We start from the raw sequence: 19,484 nt of genomic DNA on the forward strand, positions 1-19,484 counted from the left end.
GTCATGGCCAAACCTGGATTTCGCCTCGCGCTGTTTGCCACCTTGCTGGCACTGATTGTGGTGTTGCTCGGCGCCTACACACGCCTGACCCACGCAGGCCTCGGCTGTCCGGACTGGCCCGGTTGCTACGGCTTTATCAGCGTGCCGAAAAGCGAAGCCCAACTGGCCCATGCCGAACTGCATTTTCCAGACACACCAGTGGAAGCCCATAAGGGCTGGAACGAGATGCTCCATCGCTACTTCGCCGGCACGCTGGGGCTGCTGATCGCGGTGCTGGCGGGCCGCGCCTGGACCCATCGCCATCATCCGGGGCAACCGGTGAAGCTCCCGTTGTTTGTGTTGGCGGTGGTACTCGCCCAAGCGGCGTTCGGCATGTGGACGGTGACGCTCAAGCTGTGGCCGCAAGTGGTTACCGGGCATTTGCTCGGAGGCTTTGCGACCTTGAGCCTGTTGTTTCTCCTGACCTTGCGCCTGTCCGGCGTGTTGCCTGCGCTGACCGTGCCACGGCGTTTGCAGTACTGGGCAACCGCCGGCTTGCTGCTGGTGATCCTGCAAATTGCCCTTGGTGGCTGGGTCAGCTCCAATTACGCGGCGGTGGCCTGCATCGACTTTCCGACGTGCCACGGACAATGGCTGCCACCGACTGATTTCGCCAACGGTTTTCACCTGAGCCAACACATCGGGCCGAATTACCTGGGCGGGCAGCTGGACAGCGATGCCCGCACCGCGATTCATCTGACTCATCGCATCGGCGCGTTGCTGGTCACCCTCGTTCTGCTCGGTCTGGCCTGGCAACTGAAGGTCATCGGCATGACGCGCCTGGCCACCATGGTGCTGATCGCCCTTGCAGCACAGATCACCCTGGGCATCAGCAACGTGGTGTTCCACCTACCGTTGCCGGTGGCCGTTGCCCACAACGCTGGCGGCGCAGCGCTGTTGCTGACGATGGTGCTGGTCAATTATCACGCGCGAACCAGCCTGGTTCGGGTCAAGCATCAGCCTCCTCGGCGCTGGCGTCTACGCCTGCGTAAACACTCGGCCGGGCCCACAACAATAAAAGGAGAGATGCCATGGCGATTCTGACCGGCGAACGTCGCAGTCAGGCGATCTGGCGAGATTACCTGGAGCTGACCAAGCCCAAAGTGGTGGTGTTGATGCTCATTACCTCGCTGGTCGGCATGTTCCTCGCGACCCGCGCCGGGGTGCCATGGACGGTGCTGGTGTTCGGCAATCTGGGGATCGCCTTGTGTGCCGGCGGCGCGGCGGCGGTCAACCATGTGGTGGACCGGCGCATCGATGCGGTCATGGCCCGCACCCACAAACGCCCGCTGGCCGAAGGTCGGGTATCGCCGAGCGCGGCATTGACCTTCGCCCTGGTGCTGGCGGTGCTCGGCCAGGTCTTGCTGCTGACCTTCACCAATCCACTGACCGCGTGGCTGACCCTCGCGTCCCTGCTCGGCTATGCCGTGGTCTACACCGGTTTCCTGAAACGCGCGACGCCGCAGAACATCGTCATCGGCGGCCTGGCCGGCGCTGCCCCGCCATTGCTCGGCTGGACTGCCGCCACCGGTCACGTCAGCGCCGAACCGTTGCTCCTGGTGTTGATCATCTTCGCCTGGACCCCGCCGCACTTCTGGGCATTGGCGATTCATCGCAAGGAGGAATACGCCAAGGCTGACATTCCGATGCTGCCGGTGACCCATGGCGAGCACTACACCAAAGTCCACATCCTGCTTTATACCTTTGCGCTACTGGCCGTCAGCCTGATGCCCTACGTGATCCACATGAGCGGCGTGCTCTACCTGATGTGTGCCCTCGTACTGGGCGCGAGGTTTCTGCAATGGGCCGTGGTGCTGTACCGTGGCACTCGGCCGCACGCGGCGATCAACACGTTCAAGTACTCTATTTACTACTTGTTCCTGCTGTTTATCGCGCTGCTCGTAGACCACTACTTACTGTTGAACCTATGACTCGAACCCAGAAAACCGTCTTCATTCTCGTCGCCTTGATCGCGCTGATCCTGGGCCTGACCATCAATAAAGTACTGACCGGAAAAAACCAGGGTGACCCGACGGCACTGATCGATGCGGGGATCATCCTGTTACCCCAAAGCCGTAACCTGCCGGACGTGAAGATGACCGATCAGGACGGTAAACCTGTGGCAGTCAACGAGCTGAAAGGCAAGTGGAGCTTGCTGTTCTTCGGCTACACCTTCTGCCCGGACATCTGCCCGACCACCCTCGCCCAACTGCGGCAGATCAAGAGCGAACTGCCGGCGGATGCCGTGGACAAGTTGCAGGTGGTGCTGGTCAGCGTCGACCCGAATCGCGACACGCCCAAGCAACTGAAGCAGTACCTGGGTTACTTCGATCCACAGTTCATCGGGCTGACCGCGTCCTCGGTCGAAGACATTCAGAAATTGGCTAATGCAGTGAGTATTCCGTTCATTCCGGCGGACACCAGCAAGCCTAACTACACCGTCGATCATAGCGGCAACCTGGCGGTGATCGGGCCGGACGGGACTCAACGCGGATTCATTCGCGCACCGTTGAACAACCAGAAACTGGTGCTGCAGTTGCCAGTGATGCTCCATCGCCAATAAGCACCGCACCCCTGGCTCCTCCTACAGGGGTGGTATTTCAGGCATAAAAAAACGGGGACGCAATCAATGCGTCCCCGTTTTTTTTTACTGCGTCAGATCAGAACGCCGGCAATACCGCGCCCTTGTACTTCTCTGTGATGAATTTTTTGACTTCCGGGCTGTGCAAGGCAGCAACCAGTTTCTGCATCGCCACGCTGTCCTTGTCGTCCGGACGGGCAACGAGAATGTTCACGTACGGCGAGTCGCTGCCTTCGATGATCAGCGCGTCCTTGGACGGATCGAGCTTGGCTTCTAGCGCGTAGTTGGTGTTGATCAGCGCCAGGTCGACCTGAGTCAGCACGCGCGGGATGGTCGCGGCTTCCAGTTCGCGGAATTTCAAGTCTTTGGTGTTCTCGGTGATGTCCTTCACGGTCGACAGGATGTTGTTCGAATCCTTCAACTTGATCAGGCCAGCCTTCGCCAGCAGCAACAGCGCACGGCCGCCATTGGTGGCGTCGTTCGGAATCACCACGTTGGCGCCGCCTGGCAGTTCGGTCAGCGCTTTGTACTTGCTGGAATAAGCGCCCAGCGGCTCCAGGTGCACGCCGGCAACGCTGACGAGGTTGGTGCCCTTGGCCTTGTTGAACTCATCCAGGTACGGCTGGTGCTGGAAGAAGTTGGCGTCCAGACGCTTCTCGGCCACCTGCACGTTCGGCTGGATGTAGTCGGTGAAGACTTTGACTTTCAGGTCCACGCCTTCTTTGGCCAGGGCCGGTTTAACGAATTCAAGGATTTCCGCGTGCGGCACCGGGGTGGCTGCGACTGTCAGGGTGTCGGCAGCGTGTGCGGAAAAGGCTGCAACGGCAGCGAATGCGACGAGTAGTTTTTTCATTCGGCTAACTCCTTGTGAGGCGCCAGTCTTCGGCGCCTGCCAGCGAATGGCCGGCTCATGTCTTAAGTGAGAACTGTTTATTTGCGGGAGAAATGAACCACCAGCTTGTCGCCGACGGTTTGCAGCACTTGAACCAGTACCAGCAGCAACACGACGGTGACCACCATCACGTCCGTCTGGAAACGCTGGTAACCGAAACGGATCGCCAGGTCACCCAGGCCGCCGGCGCCAACCACACCGGCCATTGCCGTGTAGGACACCAGTGTAATAGCGGTCACTGTAATTGCCGCGAAGATGCCCGGGCGGGCTTCCGGCAGCAAGGCGTTGGTGATGATCTGACGTGTCGTTGCCCCCATGGCCTGGGTCGCTTCGATGATGCCGCGATCCACTTCACGCAGGGCGGTTTCCACCAGTCGTGCGAAGAACGGCGTGGCGCCCACCACCAGTGGTGGAATCGCGCCGGCAACACCCAGGGAGGTGCCGGTGATCAACACGGTGAACGGAATCATCACGATCAGCAGAATAATGAACGGCAGCGAACGCAGAATGTTCACTACCAGCGACAGCAGCGCATAGACGCCTTTGGCTTCCAGCAACTGACGCGGGCTGCACAGGAACAACAGCACGCCCAGCGGCAGGCCCAGCAGGACGGTGAACAACAGCGAACCGCCGAGCATCAGCAGGGTATCGCCGGTGGCCAGCCAGATTTCGTACCAGTCGATATTGGAAAAGAAACTCATCAGGACTTCCATCAGCGCAGCACCTCCATGTGGACATCAGCTGCGGTGAAATGGGCGAATGCCGCTTCCATGTCGCCACCGGTGACGGCCAGGGTCAATTGGCCGTACGGAACCTCTTTGATGCGATCGATACGCCCGGCCAGGATGCTGTAGTCCACGCCCGTTTCCCGAGCGACGGTCCCCAGCAACGGCGCGTAGGTCGCTTCGCCCTGGAAGGTCAGACGCACGATGCGCCCCGGTACATGGGCGAAGTCGTCACGCTGTTCGCTTTCGTCGATCTGCTCGTCTTCCTGCACGAAGCGCTTGGTGGTCGGATGCTTGGGATGCAGGAACACCTCGGCCACCGAACCTTGTTCGACGATCTGGCCGGCATCCATCACCGCCACCTGATCGCAGACCCGACGGATCACATCCATTTCGTGGGTGATCAGGACGATGGTCAGTTTCAGTTCGCGGTTGATCTCGGCCAGCAGTTGCAGGACCGACGCCGTGGTTTGCGGGTCCAGGGCACTGGTGGCTTCATCGCACAACAGGATTTTCGGTTTGGTTGCCAGGGCGCGGGCGATGCCGACGCGCTGCTTCTGACCACCAGACAGTTGCGCCGGGTACTTTTTCGCGTGGTCGGACAGGCCGACCCGCGCCAGCAACTGCGCCACACGCTGGTCGATCTCGCTGCGCGACAATTCACCGGCGAGGGTCAGCGGCAACGCGACGTTGTCGGCAACGGTCTTGGACGCCAGCAGGTTGAAGTGCTGGAAAATCATCCCGACCTGCTGACGGAAGCGCCGCAGGCTATTGGTATCCAGCGCCGTGACCTCTTCGCCATCGACGATGATTTTGCCGCCACTGGCGTTTTCCAGGCGGTTGATCAGGCGCAACAGAGTACTTTTCCCCGCGCCGGAATGGCCGATCAGACCAAAGACCTGACCATTCTCGATGGTCAGACTGGTCGGATGCAGAGCGGGAATATCTTTACCGGCGACGCGGTAAGTTTTGTGGACGTTTTGAAACTCGATCACGTAGCGAACCTTGTGGGGCGCGTTGGAAAAGGATCAGCGGTTAGCCGGGCGGGCATTTTAGCCTGTCCGTATAGAGGTTCTTAGCATTTATTTCGCATTCAACCAGCGATTTGGCAATAACGCGATCAAAGGTAGGGAGCCAAAGGCCAAGGCGATTCCGGCTTGAGGATCTTTATCGAATAGGGGGACGCCTTCGCGGGCAAGCCTCGCTCCTACAGATTTAGCGTAAACAACACCAGACCTGTAGGAGCGAGGCTTGCCCGCGAAGCTTTTAAGGCTTGCGCGGACTCAAAACCATCTGCGCCGGGATGTTGCGCAGAATCTGCTTCTGCAGCTTCAGATCAAACTCCGCATCCAGTTTCTTCACCCGCTTGGTCAGCAGCGTGGCCAGCCAAGAGTAATCCTGAGTGCGCGGAGCCTGAATACTCACGTCGCACTGATAATTCACCACGTCGGCGGCGATAGCATCGAGTTGACGACGAAGCTTGCTCATATCGCTGACGTTCAACGCTACCGTGGTGCTTTGCGCTGTCGGGTCAATGACTTTGGCCTGAGGTTTGGCTTCGGCGGCCTTGAGGGCCGCTTCGGCTTTATCCAGCTCAGCCTTGCGCGCATGAGTGATGGCGCTGTTAACGCCACCCGTCAGCGCCGGGGCTTTGGGCATTAATACCCGGGCACGGCTGAGGGCCGTGGCCGCGGCATTCACATCGCCTTTTTGCAACACGATCTGGCTACGCAGCAAATAAGCCTCGGCCAATTGCCGCTGGTATTGCTCAAGGGATTGATCATTGGGCGACTCGGCCTGCAAGGCCGCCAATTGATCCTCAGCGGTGGCCAGCTCGCTGCTGGCCAGGCTTTTTTCCAGCTGTGCGATAGCCGTGGCCCGCGCATCGGGAGCCTCGGTGGCTGCCGGTGGCGTGCTTTGACAAGCACCCAGTAGCAGCGAAAACGCGACAAGGAGCAGATAACGGGAGGCGAACGGCTTCATTCCTGCGACTCTCTATTTGCGCAAAAAACGAGCAAGTCTACACCCCTCGACGGGGCAGGACAAAACTCAGCAGAAACAGCGCAGCGGCCGCCACCACAATCGACGGGCCGGCCGGGGTGTCCTTGAACCAGGACAACGCCAGCCCGCCACACACCGCGAGCATGCCCAGCAGGCTCGCGCCCAGTGCCATCTGCTCCGGCGAGCGGGCGTGACGCTGTGCCGCAGCCGCCGGAATAATCAGTAACGAAGTAATCAGCAACACGCCGACGATTTTCATCGCCACCGCGATCACCACGGCGATCAGCAACATCAGGGCCAAGCGCAACGCCGCCACCGGCAAACCTTCCACCTTGGCCAACTCTTCGTGCACCGTGATCGCCAGCAAGGGTCGCCATAGCGTTACAAGTAATACCAGCACCGCCGCGCTGCCGCCGAGGATCCAGGCCAGATCGGTCGGGCTGATCGCCAGCAAATCGCCGAACAGATAGGCCATCAGGTCAATCCGCACTTCATGCATGAAGCTTAGTACTACAAGGCCCAGGGAGAGCGTGCTCGGTGCGAGAATTCCCAAAAGCGTGTCGGACGCCAGTGGCTGGCGTTGTTGCAACGTCACCAACAACACCGCCAATAGCAGGCAGCCTACGGTGACGGCCACGGTCGGGCTGACATCCAGCAGAAAGCCCAGCGCCACGCCGAGCAGCGCGGCATGGGACAAGGTGTCGCCGAAATAGGCCATGCGCCGCCAGACCACGAACGAACCCAACGGGCCCGCGACCAGCGCCAAGGCCAAGCCTGCAAGCAGGGCGAAGAGCAGAAAATCAGCCATGCTTGCAGCTATCTCCATGAACGTGGGTATGGGCCGACGGGGCCGCGCTGACCACCGAGCCATGCAGGTCGTGGGCGTGGTCGTGATGGTGGTGATAAATCGCCAGGCTTTGTGCGTTCTTTCCGAATAGCTCGACGAACGCCGGATCGCCGCTGACCTGCTCGGGATGCCCGGAGCAGCAAACGTGCCGGTTCAGGCACACCACCTGGTCGGTGGTGCTCATCACCAGATGCAGATCGTGAGAGACCATCAATACGCCGCAACCATGACGGTCGCGCAGTCGCGTGATCAAGCTGTAGAGCTCGGCTTGACCGGCCACATCAACGCCTTGCACTGGCTCATCGAGTACCAGCAATTCCGGTTCGCGCAGCAATGCCCGCGCCAGCAGCACCCGCTGCATTTCGCCACCGGAAACACTTTGCACCGGGCTGTCGATCACCTGCTCGGCGCCGACTTCCTTGAGCGCCGCCAAGGCCCGAGCGCGGTCCACGCCCGGGACCAGACGCAAGAAACGCAGCACCGAAAGCGGCAAGGTCGGATCGACATGGAGCTTTTGCGGCATGTAACCGATGCGCAACTTCGGCTTGCGCCAGACGCTACCGCTGTCCGGTTTCAACAGGCCTAGTACCGCGCGCACCAGCGTAGTCTTGCCAGCACCGTTAGGGCCGATCAGGGTGACAATCTGCCCCGGCTCGACGCTCAGTTCGATGTTATCCAGCACATTTTGCCCGGCAAAGGTGACGGCCACCTGTTCAAGGCGAATCAGCGCATTGCTCATCAAGCCCCCTGGCAACCCGAGCAGAGACCGATGACTTCAACAGTCTGGGCCTCGACGATAAATCCGACGTCCTTGGCGCTGCCAATGATCGCGTCGCTGATGGACTTTTGTTCGAGCTCAATGGCGGCGTGGCATTCGCGGCAGATCAGGAACTGTCCCTGGTGGGCGTGTTCCGGATGATTGCAGCCGACGAAAGCGTTCAGCGAGGAGATGCGGTGTACCAGGCCGTTTTCCAGCAAAAAATCCAGCGCGCGGTACACGGTCGGCGGCGCGGCGCGGCGGCCGTCCTGTTCGCTGAGCACTGCCAGAATGTCGTAGGCACCCAGCGGCTTGTGGCTTTGCCAGACCAGTTCCAGCACCCGCCGGCGCAAGGCGGTCAGGCGTAGCCCCTGACGTGCGCACAAGGCATCGGCCTCAGACAATGCGCTGTGCACGCAATGAGAGTGGTCGTGGGGACGGCTGGCAATCGGTGTTTTAGGCATGAGCGGCGACGAGTTTTGTGAGAGACGTTATTATGTTACCTGTTCTCGCCTCTTCGAGTGGTCATCGTGTCCCGACTTTTTTCTACCTTTGTCGCATTTTTCGCCAGTTTTCTGCTGATCGGTTCAGCCCAGGCCGAAGTCAAAGTCCTTACCAGCATCAAGCCGCTGCAGCTGATTGCCGCTGCGGTGCAGGACGGTGTAGCAGTTCCGGAGGTGTTGCTGCCACCCGGGGCTTCACCGCATAACTATGCCTTGCGCCCATCCGACGTACGGAAAGTGCAATCGGTGGACCTGGTGTACTGGATCGGCCCGGACATGGAAGGTTTCCTGCCTCGCGTGTTGAAAGGTCGTACGCTGCCCAGCGTCGCGATGCAGGACTTGCCTGGCCTGAAGCTGCGACATTTCGCCGAAGATAACCACTCCCATGCCGAAGAAGCCGACGAGCATGACCACGATCATCGCCCCGGCAGCCTCGATTCGCACTTGTGGCTGTCACCGATCAACGCCCGAGTGATCGCTACCAAAATAGCCACCGATCTGAGTGCTGCCGATCCGGCTAACGCAGCGCGCTATCAGAGCAACCTCAAAGCCTTCGATGAGCGCCTGGATGCCTTGGACCTGCGCCTGAAGGCTCGTCTGGCGGGCATCACGGGCAAGCCTTACTTCGTCTTCCACGAAGCCTTCGACTACTTCGAAGACGCCTATGGCCTCAAGCACACCGGCGTGTTCAGTGTCGCAGCTGAAGTGCAGCCCGGTGCCCAGCACGTCGCGGCGATGCGCACGCGGTTACAGGAAGTCGGCAAGACCTGCGTGTTCAGCGAGCCACCGTTGCGTCCACGCCTGGCAGAAACCCTGGTGGCCGGGCTGCCGGTGAAACTGGCGGAGCTGGATGCACTGGGCGGGTACACGCCAGCGACCGCTCAGGGGTATGAGCAGGTGCTGGAAAAGTTGGGGAATGATTTGGCGGGGTGTCTGGAGTCGTTGTAAGCGTCCCGTAGAACTGTGGCGAGGGGGCTTGCCCCCGTCGGGCTGCGAAGCAGCCCCACATGAGCCCGCCCAATGAATTGCTGGGGAGCGCTTCGCACTGGAGCGCCAGCCCGGTCCAACGGGGGCAAGCCCCCTCGCCACAATTTAAAGCGCGAACGGCAGCGGCGTACTGACCTTCTGCCGCTGCGCCAAGCGCAACTGAAATTCCATCGGATCGTGAATCAACACATCCTGCCCGGCGAAAGATTCCGCGGCGATCAACCGCGACAACCAGAACCGTACGCACGCCACGCGCAGCATGGTCGGCCACAGCTCGGCTTCGGCAGTGGTGAATGGCCGCAACGTGGCATAAGCGCCCAGCAACGCATGGGCCCGAGCGCTGTCGATCTGCCCTTGCTCGTCCGAACACCAATCGTTCAAGGCAATCGCTACGTCATAGAGCATCGGCCCTGAACAGGCGTTATAGAAATCGATCAACCCGGTCAGGTGCGTGCCTTCGAACATCGCGTTATCACGGAACAGGTCCGCATGGATGTTGGCCCGCGGCAGCGCCAGAATTTTGGTCTTCTGCTGCGTGATTTCGTCCAGAGACCGTTGCAGCAAATCGCTCTGCTCGGCATTCAAGTGCGAAAGAAACTGAGTGCCCTCTTCCAGCATCCAGTCCAGGCCGCGATCGGTTTTGCGCTTGATCATGTTGGCCTGGGTCGCCAGGTGCAGATGAGCCAGCAGCTCACCGACCTGAGCGCAATGCTGCGCGTTGGCGTCCTTGATGTGCTTGCCCGCCAGGCGTGGCTGCAACAGCGCAGGTTTGCCGGCCAGTTCGCGCAAGGCGACACCGTCGGTGGTGCGCAGTGCATAAGGCACCGGCAGATCAGCGTCATGCAGCACGTCGAGCAGTTCAATGAAGAACGGCATTTCCTGCACCGGACCGCGCTCGACCAGGGTCAGGACAAACTCGCCCTGCTCCAGGCTGATAAAGAAATTGGTGTTTTCGCTACCGGCGGCGATCCCCTGGAAATCAAGCAGGCGGCCAAGCCCGTAAGGGGCGAGAAAGGTTTCCAGCTCGGGCCGAGCCAGGGGGGTGAACACAGACATGGTTAAAACTGCCAGTACGGGCGCCGCTACATAGCAAGCGCCGATTAAAGTTAAGAACCGCTTACCACTTAAAAATTTCCCACGCAGGGATCAGCATATCCGGCTGATCCGAGCGGATATAGTTACCCTCCGAGCCATCAGCGCGCACCAGGAAGTATGGCTTACCGCCCTTCGGAGTGACCTTGATGGCATACAGAAAACCGTTCTGCCGGTATTCCTGAATGGTTTTATCGCCTTCCGTGCGGATAGTGACTTGCGGTTCCGCCGATGGCGCATCATCCGCCGCCATCACTGCCAATGGAGTGATTGCAAAGAAGCCAGCCAGCAACAAGCGATTTAGTGTGCGCATGATAACCTTGTCCCTTTGTCGTCAACGGTCCCGCTATTCTAGCGCCGGACCCGCCGAAAAGGTTGATCCTGCTCATGAGCCAAGCCCCCCTCGTCCTGGTGGACGGTTCTTCTTACCTGTACCGCGCCTTTCATGCGCTGCCACCGCTGACCACATCCAAAGGCCTGCCCACCGGTGCGGTCAAAGGCGTGTTGAACATGCTCAAGAGTCTGCGCAAGCAGTACCCGGACAGCCCGTTCGCCGTGGTGTTCGACGCCAAGGGCGGGACGTTCCGCGACGCGATGTTCGCCGAATACAAGGCCAACCGTCCGAGCATGCCTGACGATATGCGGGTCCAGATCGAGCCGCTGCACGCCAGCGTCAAGGCCTTGGGCTTTCCATTGCTGTGCGTGGACAATGTCGAAGCGGACGATGTGATCGGTACCCTGGCCCGCAGCAGCGCGGCCGCCGATCGCCCGGTGGTGATTTCCACCGGCGACAAGGACATGGCGCAATTGGTCGACGGGCACATTACCTTGGTCAATACGATGACCGGTAGCGCACTGGACGTGGAAGGCGTGAAGGAGAAATTCGGCGTCGCTCCCGAGCAGATCATCGATTACCTGGCGCTGATGGGCGATTCGTCCGACAACATTCCGGGCGTTCCGGGTATCGGTCCGAAGACCGCTTCCGGCCTGCTGGTCGGCGTGAACGGCGGCCTGACCGAACTCTATGCGCAGCTCGACATTGTCCCGACCCTGCCTATTCGCGGCGCCAAGACCCTGCCAGCCAAACTCGAAGAACATAAGGAAATGGCTTTTCTTTCTTATCGGTTGGCAACCATCAAGATCGACGTACCGCTGGAATTCGGCCTCGACGACCTGCACATGGGCCCACCGGATCACGAAAAACTCGCCGAGCTGTATTCCCTGCTGGAATTCAAGAGCTGGTTCGAAGAGAACCAGCGCGATGCCAAGCGCTCGGGTCAGGACATCGTCGAGGTCGCCCAGGAGCAGCCGGGTGCCGCCGAAGCGAAGTACGAAACCATCCTCGACCAAAAGCACTTCGAGGCCTGGCTGGACAAGCTCGACAAGGCACCGCTGATCGCCTTCGTCACCGAAACCAATGGCAGCGATGCCCAACACTCGCAATTGGTGGGGCTGTCGTTTTCCATCGCGGCCAATGAAGCGGCCTACATTCCGCTGACCCATTCCTACATGGGCGTGCCAGAGCAACTGGATCGCGACACCGTGCTGCTGGCGCTGAAACCGCTGCTGGAAAACCCGAATAAACTGAAAGTCGGCCAGCATGCCAAGTTCGACACCAATATCCTCGCCAATTGCGCCATCGGTGGCGATCAGAACAATGGGATTACTGTTCAGGGTATTGCCTACGACACCATGCTCGAGTCCTACGTACTGGACTCAACGGCCACCCGCCACGACATGGACAGCCTGGCGCTCAAGTACCTGGGCCAAAGCAAGACCGACATCCAGGAGATCGCGGGCAAAGGCGTCAAACAGCTGACCTTCGACCAGATTTCCCTTGAACTGGCAGGCCCCTATGCCGCCGAAGACGCCGATGTCACCTTCCGCCTGCATCTGGCCTTGCAGGAGAAACTGGCAGCAACGCCGAGCCTGGGCAAAGTGCTCAACGACATTGAAATGCCGCTGATGCCGGTGCTGGCCCGTATCGAGCGTCAGGGCGCGCTTGTGGACGCCAACCTGCTGGGCATCCAGAGCGTCGAGCTGGGCGAGAAACTGGTCGCTCTTGAGCGCGAGGCCTTTGCCATTGCCGGTGAAGAATTCAACCTCGGCTCACCGAAGCAACTGGGCGTGATCCTCTACGAAAAGCTCGGTTTGCCCGTGCTCAGCAAAACCGCCAAGGGCCAGGCTTCGACTGCCGAAGCGGTGTTGGCCGAGCTGGCCGAACAGGACTACCCGCTGCCCAAGGTGCTGATGCAATACCGCTCGCTGAGCAAGCTCAAAAGCACCTACACCGACCGCTTGCCAGAGCAGATCAACGCTCGCACCGGGCGCATTCATACGTCTTACCAGCAAGCCGTCGCAGCCACCGGGCGTTTATCGTCCATCGACCCGAACCTGCAGAACATTCCGATTCGCACTGCCGAAGGTCGCCGGATTCGTCAGGCGTTCGTCGCTCCAAAAGGCTACAAGCTGCTCGCCGCGGACTACTCGCAAATCGAACTGCGGATCATGGCGCATCTGGCCAAGGACGCAGGCTTGCTGCACGCCTTCCGCAATAACCTCGATGTCCACCGGGCCACGGCCGCAGAAGTGTTCGGCGTCGAATTGGACGCGGTCACCAACGATCAGCGTCGTAGCGCGAAAGCCATCAACTTCGGCCTGATCTATGGCATGAGCGCGTTTGGCTTGGCCAAGCAGATCGGCGTTGACCGCAAACAGTCCCAAGCCTACATCGATCGTTATTTCGCCCGTTATCCCGGCGTGCTGGAATACATGGAGCGCACTCGCGCCCAGGCCGCCGAGCAAGGTTTTGTCGAAACCATCTTTGGTCGTCGTCTGTACCTGCCGGAAATCAACGCGAAAAACCAGGCCCTGCGTAAAGCTGCCGAGCGCACAGCGATCAACGCCCCGATGCAAGGCACCGCGGCTGACATCATCAAGAAAGCCATGGTGGCGGTGGACAACTGGCTGACATCGTCAGGCCTGGACGCCAAAGTCATCCTGCAGGTACACGATGAATTGGTGCTTGAGGTGCGAGAGGACCTGGTCGACCAGGTACGTGAGGAAATTCGCCTGCACATGAGCAACGCCGCGCAGCTGGATGTACCGCTGCTGGTGGAGGTGGGTATAGGCAACAACTGGGATGAGGCTCACTGAGCCGTTTGTGCTGCGCCATGGTGCCGCAGCACAAAATACGAAAGGCTTAGTGCGGAAAATAACGACGATTATTTCCAATGGTTTTTGAAAATAGTCTGAACTAAATCCGTGAACCGCCACTCAGAGATACTGAATGGCTGGTGAAGCCCTTCGATGCTCCTATGTTGTGTTAAGTGTTGGCAGATATCTGGACCCCGCCCTAGCGGTCCGGAACTTGAACCCCGGAACTTCTCCCTCCCCATATGAAGTCCGGGGTTTTTTTTGCCTGGCTTTTCACCTGTAAAGCCTTACTCGGCAGTCTCACTGCCCTTGTCCGCCAGCTCCATCCAGCCCGCCAGTACGGTGTAGGCGTCTTCCAGCCCCATGCGTTTGGGTGCCGAAAACAGCTGGATAGTGACCGTATCGCCCCAGCCCTTGCGAATTTCCGACTGAACCTTGAGCAGCGTGTTTTTCGCCGCGCCGTAGGTCAGCTTGTCTGCCTTGGTCAGCAGAATATGCATCGGCATGCCGCTGGCGACGGCCCAATCGAGCATCAACAGGTCGAAGTCGGTCATTGGATGACGGATGTCCATCATCAGAATCAAACCTTTCAAACTCTCGCGGCCGCCCAGGTAGGCTTCCAGGTGACGCTGCCAGTGCATCTTCAATGGGATCGGTACTTTCGCATAACCGTAACCTGGCAGGTCGACCAGACGGCGTTCATCGTCTAGCTTGAAGAAGTTCAACAGCTGTGTGCGACCTGGCGTTTTCGAGGTCCGCGCCAGGCTGGCGTGCGTCAGGGTATTCAAAGCGCTGGACTTGCCGGCGTTGGAACGCCCGGCGAAAGCCACTTCAAAGCCTTCGTCGTCGGGACATTGGTCGACTTTGGCGGCACTGAGCATGAAGGTGGACTGTTGGCACAGGCCGAGGATGGGATTCTTGAGTTGCATGGGATTTCCGATGTGGGCGGCGCCGGGAATGGACGCGGCAAGCAGTGTCGTTTCCGTTTCAGTGACGCCAGTATATAATGCCGCAGATTTTGTGTGCGCTTTGTCCCAGCGTAGGATGAAGTTCACGAGAGCGATTGACCTTGATTGCGCATTAGAACGCAGCACGCTCTCAACCCTGAAAAGGTCGTTTTATGACGAAATGGCTGCTAGCTGCCGGTGTCTTGATGCCGCTTTACAGCGCTCAGGCTACACAGGATCCGGAAGCTGTGTACAACCGTGTTTGTGGTGCCTGTCATTCCGGCCAACTACCCATGGCGCCCAAAAAGGGCGATCAGGAAGCTTGGACGCCGAGGTTGGCGAAAGGTATGGAGACGCTGGTGCAACACGTGACCCAGGGTTTCAAGGCGATGCCGCCGCGTGGTTTGTGCATGGACTGCAGTGCCGAGGATTACCGAGCCATCATCCAGTGGATGAGCGAGTAAACCCGGTCCATAACTCTTTAACCCTTAGCCGTAGTTGGATTAGCTGATGAACAAATTGATCGTGAGTCTGCTGTTGACCGTGGGGATCTCCGGTATTGCCCATGCTGCAGGTGATGCGACTGCTGGTCAGGCGAAAGCCGCAGTATGTGGCGCCTGTCATGGCCCGGATGGCAATAGCATGGCGCCTAACTTTCCGAAACTGGCAGGCCAGGGCGAGCGTTATCTGAACAAGCAGCTGCACGACATCAAGTCCGGCAAACGCACGGTGCTGGAAATGACCGGCCTGCTGACCAACCTGAGCGATCAGGACCTGGCTGATATCTCCGCCTACTTCGCCAGCCAGAAAGGCAGCGTCGGTGCCGCCGACCCGAAAGTCGTGACTCGCGGTGAAGCACTGTTCCGTGGCGGTGATCTGGCCAAGGGCCTGCCAGCCTGCACTGGTTGCCACTCGCCTAATGGCGCAGGCAACGCAGCCGCCGGCTTCCCGCACCTGGGCGGCCAGCACGCTCAGTACGTCGGCAAGCAACTGACTGACTTCCGCAAGGAAGAAGGTGGCCGGACCAACGACGGCGATACCAAACCGATGCAAAGCATCGCCAAAAAGCTGAGCGACGAAGATATCGCCGCTGTCTCCAGCTATATTCAAGGCTTGCACTGAGGCCTGTGATCGAGCGTTGTAAGTGACGTACATCTCTTGCAACGTTAACACTCGATTAATCCATCGATGCAAACATAAAAAGGGTAGCTTTGGCTGCCCTTTTTTGTGGCCGCTGCCGTTACACTACAAACTCAAGCCCGCCAGGATCTGTCTGAAACCAGGTCGCGCGAGGCGCCCCAATTGTCCAGGAGTAAAGCATGCGTAATCTGATCATCAGCGCCGCACTCGTCGCTGCCAGCCTGTTCGGCATGACTGCCCAAGCCGCCGAAAAGCCTGAAGCGCCCTATGTCGAACTGAGCAATCCGGTCCCGGTGGCCGAGCCTGGCAAGATCGAAGTGGTGGAGCTGTTCTGGTACGGCTGCCCGCACTGCTATGCCTTCGAACCCGTCATTAATCCATGGGTTGAAAAACTGCCTTCCGACGTGAATTTCGTGCGTATCCCGGCCATGTTTGGCGGCCCTTGGGATGCACACGGCCAGATGTTCCTGACCCTTGAAGCCATGGGTGTCGAGAGCAAGGTTCACGCTGCGGTGTTCAACGCAATCCAGAAAGAACACAAGAAGCTGACTGACAAAGAAGACATGGCGGACTTCCTGGCCACCCAGGGCGTAGACAAGGACAAATTCCTGGCCACCTTCGACTCCTTCGCCATCAAGGGCCAGATCAACAAAGCCAAAGAACTTGCGAAGAAATATGAAATCTCCGGTGTGCCTACCATGATCGTCAACGGCAAGTATCGCTTTGACATCGGCTCTGCCGGCGGTGCCGAACAAGCGCTGAAACTGGCCGACCAACTGGTCGCCAAAGAGCGAGCGGCAACCAAGGCCGTTGCCAACTAAGCGCGGCACATTGCCATGCGCCGCTGGGGAACTGAACGCATCGTTGGCCTGCATCACCCGCAGGTCAACGAGCATCACCTGGAATCGACGGGGTTGCCCGTGGACAGCCGTCTGCGTTTGCTCAGTTTCAATATCCAGGTCGGCATCAGTACCGAACGCTATCGGCATTATCTGACCCGCGGCTGGCAGCATCTGTTGCCACACCCAGGGCGTGCCGACAATCTGCAAAAAATCGGCAATCTGCTGGGCGACTTCGATCTGGTCGCCTTGCAGGAAGCCGACGGCGGCAGCCTACGGTCAGGCTACGTCAATCAGGTCGAACACCTGGCGCAGCTCGGTGCCTTCCCCTACTGGTATCAACAACTCAATCGCAATCTCGGCCATCTCGGTCAGCACAGCAATGGTGTGCTCAGCCGCCTGCGCCCGTGGGCGATTGAAGATCATCCGCTGCCGGGGCCCAAGGGCCGTGGCGCTATTCTGGTGCGTTTCGGCGAAGGCCCGGAAGCGCTGGTGGTCGTGATGATGCATCTGGCGCTGGGGGCCAGGGCCCGTAGCCTGCAACTGGCCTATATCCGCGAATTGATCGGCGGTTATAAACACCAGGTGCTGATGGGCGACATGAATACCCATGCCAGTGACTTGCTGCAAAACTCCCCGTTGCGTGATTTAGGCCTGCTCGCGCCGCAACTGGAAGCGACGTTTCCCAGCTGGCGCCCACAGCGTTGCCTGGACCATATTCTGCTCAGCCCCACCCTGACCCTTGAAAAGGTCGAAGTGCTGGCACAACCCATTTCCGATCACCTGCCGGTCGCGGTAGAGATTCGTCTGCCGGGTTCGCTCACGGCCGATGCATTGCCCGCGTTGAGTCCTGCCTGAATGAGCGACGAAGCACAGCGCTGGAAAGAGAAGTATCTCAAAAGCATCGAACAACAGGAAAAGCTCGAACGCCGATGGGACGCCCGGCTCGACCTGCTGCGTCGTGGGCTGGTGCGCAGCACCCTGGCCGCGGAAGGCACCGATCGCGCCGTTGACCAATGCATGAAGGAAATGCGCGAAGTCGTGCGCACCGACGACATGGACGCTGGTTTGGCCGCCTTGTTGCCGCGCCTGGAAAAAGCCGTGCTCGACTCCGAGCAGCGCCGGGAAACCCGAGTCGATCAGGTCAGCGCTGCACTGGCGGCGCTGGTCTCTCAGTTGCAATCTTTGCCGCTGCCACGGGAAGTGAGCCGACCACTGAAGAATTTCGCCAAACAGCTGGATGGACGCGTAGGTCAGGCTCGCGAAATCCCGCTGTTGCTCGGCGAACTGAGCAGCTTGCAAGGCAAAGCCTTGAGCCTGCTGGAGAATCCCGCAGAGCCTGGTCGCCCGGGTTTGCTGCAGCGCCTGTTCGGTAGTCGGGAAGCGGACGAGGCAGCGCTACAGATCGCCAACCCCGAACCGCAAATGCCTGTCCGGCAAGCTGTCGAACCGGTTGCAGCACCGCTGGCCGAGCCCACGCAAGCGATGGTCAATCTCAGGCCAACTGCCGATAAACCGCAAGGGGTGCTGCCAGCCATAGAAGCCGCCCTGTCCGTTCCTGTGCCCCCTGAGCCACTGCAAATTCAGACACCCACAGCAATGGCATCTGCCGCTGAAATCGTGGCGTTTGTCCCGCCCGTCCTTGAGCCAGAGGCTACAAGCAGCCCGGCCCCGGAGCCACAAACCCGACCGACCATCGAGCAACCACCAGAGCCGGCTTCATCGATCGCCGTCCCGCCCACTCAGACTCCGATGGCGATCAATCCAGATGAACTGACCCCGGTGGCCGTCGATCCGCAACCCTGCGAGCATGACGTTCTGTATGCCCTGCCGGACTCACCGGAACCCTCCTATAGCTCTGTCGCCAAGCACATCGAAGACACGCTGCTGGGCCTTCTCGACGACCTGACGCTGCCCGAGCGCTATCGTCCGCAAGCCGAGGCAATGCGCGATCGTCTTCAAAACGGCTTGAACTGGTATGAACTGCTGCCCATTCTCGATGATCTGGCGACGTTAATGCTGGCAATCACCGACAGCGGCCAGCACGAATTCGAAGCGTATCTGCAGCAACTCAACGAACGCCTGGAATCCTTCCAGAGTAACCTGCAAGCAGCGAGCGAAGGCCACGCCGACAATCGCTCTGCCGCGCGCGAGATGGACACGCAGATTCGCGAGCAAGTCGACGGCTTGCAGAGCAGCATGCAGGAAGCGGCGGACCTTGAAGATCTCAAGCATATGCTGGAAAACCATCTCGAAGGCCTGCTCGGCACCATGGACCAACACCAGAAGCAGCGTGACGAGCGTGAGCAGGAAGTAGCAGCCCGCCTGCACAGCCTGGCCGAAAGGGTTGCCCACATGGAGCAGGAAGCCTTGGGCTATCGCGAGCATCTCGAAGAGCAACGCCAGAAGGCCTTGATCGATCCATTGACCGGCCTGCCGAATCGAGCGGCCTGGAGCGAACGCCTGGAGCATGAAATCGGCCAGTGGCAACAACATGGCAATACCCTGTTACTGGCCATGCTCGACCTCGACCATTTCAAGCGCATCAACGATAACTACGGCCATCTGGCAGGTGACAAGGTACTGAAAATCATCGCCAATGTGCTGCGTAAACGCCTGCGCGGGACAGATTTCATTGCCAGGTTCGGCGGTGAGGAGTTTGTTTTGTTGATGCCTGCCACGGCGCCGATGGTCGGCGCGAAACTCCTGGAAATCTTGCGCGCAGCCATCGAAGCCTGCCCGTTCCACTTCAAGGGCGAGCGAGTCACCATCACCATCTCCATGGGACTGACTGCATTCAGACCGGGAGAACATAGCGATTTTGTGCTTAAAAGAGCCGATCAGGCGCTATACCGCGCAAAAAATGCCGGCCGCAATCGGATTGAAACGGGCTGACGGCAATTTGTTCCATTTTGTTTAAAGGAGCTCTTTAGCCGTCTGTGCGCAAGGCAATACGTTACACTGTTGCATTCTTGTCT

20 protein-coding genes are annotated in these 19,484 nt (G+C 59.4%); 10 read left to right on the forward strand and 10 right to left on the reverse strand.

Annotation, left to right across the window (positions count from 1 at the left end):
* Nucleotides 1-3 precede the first annotated feature (3 nt).
* The 3 genes from ACZ9BB_RS23530 to ACZ9BB_RS23540 are packed head-to-tail and all read left to right on the forward strand — an operon-like array spanning nt 4 to nt 2,602.
* Nucleotides 4-1,083, forward strand: a complete 1,080-nt coding sequence (locus tag ACZ9BB_RS23530) for a COX15/CtaA family protein (RefSeq protein ID WP_476216660.1) — start codon at nt 4-6, stop codon at nt 1,081-1,083.
* Entirely contained in the window at nt 1,071-1,970 is a 900-nt protein-coding gene (cyoE, locus tag ACZ9BB_RS23535; protein WP_476216661.1) for a heme o synthase, read from the forward strand. The genes ACZ9BB_RS23530 and cyoE overlap by 13 nt, the downstream gene beginning before the upstream one ends.
* Nucleotides 1,967-2,602, forward strand: a complete 636-nt coding sequence (locus ACZ9BB_RS23540; protein ID WP_476216662.1) for an SCO family protein — start codon at nt 1,967-1,969, stop codon at nt 2,600-2,602. The genes cyoE and ACZ9BB_RS23540 overlap by 4 nt, the downstream gene beginning before the upstream one ends.
* A 97-nt stretch (nt 2,603-2,699) precedes the next feature.
* On the opposite strand, the gene ACZ9BB_RS23545 is transcribed toward ACZ9BB_RS23540, so the two are convergent.
* From ACZ9BB_RS23545 to zur, 7 genes are all read right to left on the reverse strand, one after another.
* A complete protein-coding gene (locus tag ACZ9BB_RS23545; protein WP_476216663.1) occupies nt 2,700-3,473 on the reverse strand; it encodes a MetQ/NlpA family ABC transporter substrate-binding protein in 774 nt (257 codons plus the stop codon).
* Nucleotides 3,474-3,550: 77 nt separating this feature from the next.
* Complete coding sequence (locus ACZ9BB_RS23550) at nt 3,551-4,225, reverse strand: methionine ABC transporter permease (protein WP_476216664.1); 675 nt, start codon at nt 4,223-4,225, stop codon at nt 3,551-3,553.
* The gene (locus ACZ9BB_RS23555; protein ID WP_476216665.1) at nt 4,225-5,232 is read right to left on the reverse strand and encodes a methionine ABC transporter ATP-binding protein; all 1,008 of its coding nucleotides are present in this window, start codon (nt 5,230-5,232) and stop codon (nt 4,225-4,227) included. Before ACZ9BB_RS23555 ends, ACZ9BB_RS23550 begins: the two co-directional genes overlap by 1 nt.
* A gap of 271 nt (nt 5,233-5,503) precedes the next feature.
* A complete protein-coding gene (locus tag ACZ9BB_RS23560; RefSeq protein WP_476216667.1) occupies nt 5,504-6,220 on the reverse strand; it encodes a PA5502 family lipoprotein in 717 nt (238 codons plus the stop codon).
* A 37-nt stretch (nt 6,221-6,257) separates the two neighbouring features.
* Entirely contained in the window at nt 6,258-7,046 is a 789-nt protein-coding gene (gene znuB, locus ACZ9BB_RS23565) for a zinc ABC transporter permease subunit ZnuB (protein WP_063341995.1), read from the reverse strand.
* On the reverse strand, nt 7,039-7,824 hold the full coding sequence (gene znuC / locus ACZ9BB_RS23570; RefSeq protein WP_476216670.1) for a zinc ABC transporter ATP-binding protein ZnuC: 786 nt from the start codon (nt 7,822-7,824) through the stop codon (nt 7,039-7,041). Before znuC ends, znuB begins: the two co-directional genes overlap by 8 nt.
* A complete protein-coding gene (zur, locus tag ACZ9BB_RS23575; RefSeq protein WP_237885822.1) occupies nt 7,824-8,306 on the reverse strand; it encodes a zinc uptake transcriptional repressor Zur in 483 nt (160 codons plus the stop codon). The genes znuC and zur overlap by 1 nt, the downstream gene beginning before the upstream one ends.
* A gap of 66 nt (nt 8,307-8,372) precedes the next feature.
* Here zur and znuA point away from each other — a divergent pair, with 66 nt between their 5' ends.
* A complete protein-coding gene (znuA, locus tag ACZ9BB_RS23580; RefSeq protein ID WP_476216672.1) occupies nt 8,373-9,293 on the forward strand; it encodes a zinc ABC transporter substrate-binding protein ZnuA in 921 nt (306 codons plus the stop codon).
* A gap of 144 nt (nt 9,294-9,437) precedes the next feature.
* Here znuA and ACZ9BB_RS23585 read toward each other — a convergent pair whose 3' ends face one another.
* Together ACZ9BB_RS23585 and ACZ9BB_RS23590 are read right to left on the reverse strand one after the other, a co-directional pair.
* Nucleotides 9,438-10,388 (reverse strand): homoserine kinase, encoded by a 951-nt coding sequence (locus ACZ9BB_RS23585; protein ID WP_476216674.1) that lies wholly within the window; start codon nt 10,386-10,388, stop codon nt 9,438-9,440.
* 61 nt (nt 10,389-10,449) lie between these two features.
* Nucleotides 10,450-10,737 (reverse strand): DUF2782 domain-containing protein, encoded by a 288-nt coding sequence (locus ACZ9BB_RS23590; RefSeq protein ID WP_476216675.1) that lies wholly within the window; start codon nt 10,735-10,737, stop codon nt 10,450-10,452.
* 74 nt (nt 10,738-10,811) lie between these two features.
* Between ACZ9BB_RS23590 and polA the strand changes: the two genes are divergently transcribed.
* Nucleotides 10,812-13,580, forward strand: a complete 2,769-nt coding sequence (gene polA, locus ACZ9BB_RS23595; protein ID WP_476216677.1) for a DNA polymerase I — start codon at nt 10,812-10,814, stop codon at nt 13,578-13,580.
* 287 nt (nt 13,581-13,867) lie between these two features.
* Here polA and yihA read toward each other — a convergent pair whose 3' ends face one another.
* Nucleotides 13,868-14,509, reverse strand: coding sequence for a ribosome biogenesis GTP-binding protein YihA/YsxC (gene yihA / locus ACZ9BB_RS23600; protein WP_476216679.1), 642 nt, complete (start codon nt 14,507-14,509; stop codon nt 13,868-13,870).
* A gap of 191 nt (nt 14,510-14,700) precedes the next feature.
* On the opposite strand from yihA, the gene ACZ9BB_RS23605 reads away from it, so the two are divergent.
* The 5 genes from ACZ9BB_RS23605 to ACZ9BB_RS23625 all read left to right on the forward strand — a co-directional run bounded on the left by ACZ9BB_RS23605 (nt 14,701) and on the right by ACZ9BB_RS23625 (nt 19,401).
* The gene (locus ACZ9BB_RS23605; RefSeq protein WP_128874650.1) at nt 14,701-14,991 is read left to right on the forward strand and encodes a c-type cytochrome; all 291 of its coding nucleotides are present in this window, start codon (nt 14,701-14,703) and stop codon (nt 14,989-14,991) included.
* 46 nt (nt 14,992-15,037) lie between these two features.
* Nucleotides 15,038-15,649, forward strand: a complete 612-nt coding sequence (locus ACZ9BB_RS23610) for a c-type cytochrome (RefSeq protein ID WP_476216681.1) — start codon at nt 15,038-15,040, stop codon at nt 15,647-15,649.
* 197 nt (nt 15,650-15,846) lie between these two features.
* Nucleotides 15,847-16,488, forward strand: coding sequence for a thiol:disulfide interchange protein DsbA/DsbL (locus ACZ9BB_RS23615; RefSeq protein WP_007940705.1), 642 nt, complete (start codon nt 15,847-15,849; stop codon nt 16,486-16,488).
* Nucleotides 16,489-16,503: 15 nt separating this feature from the next.
* On the forward strand, nt 16,504-17,364 hold the full coding sequence (locus ACZ9BB_RS23620; RefSeq protein WP_476216684.1) for an endonuclease/exonuclease/phosphatase family protein: 861 nt from the start codon (nt 16,504-16,506) through the stop codon (nt 17,362-17,364).
* Nucleotides 17,365-19,401 (forward strand): GGDEF domain-containing protein, encoded by a 2,037-nt coding sequence (locus tag ACZ9BB_RS23625; RefSeq protein WP_476216686.1) that lies wholly within the window; start codon nt 17,365-17,367, stop codon nt 19,399-19,401.
* The last annotated feature ends 83 nt before the right edge of the window (nt 19,402-19,484 follow it).

Source organism: Pseudomonas sp. TE3552 (assembly GCF_056278945.1).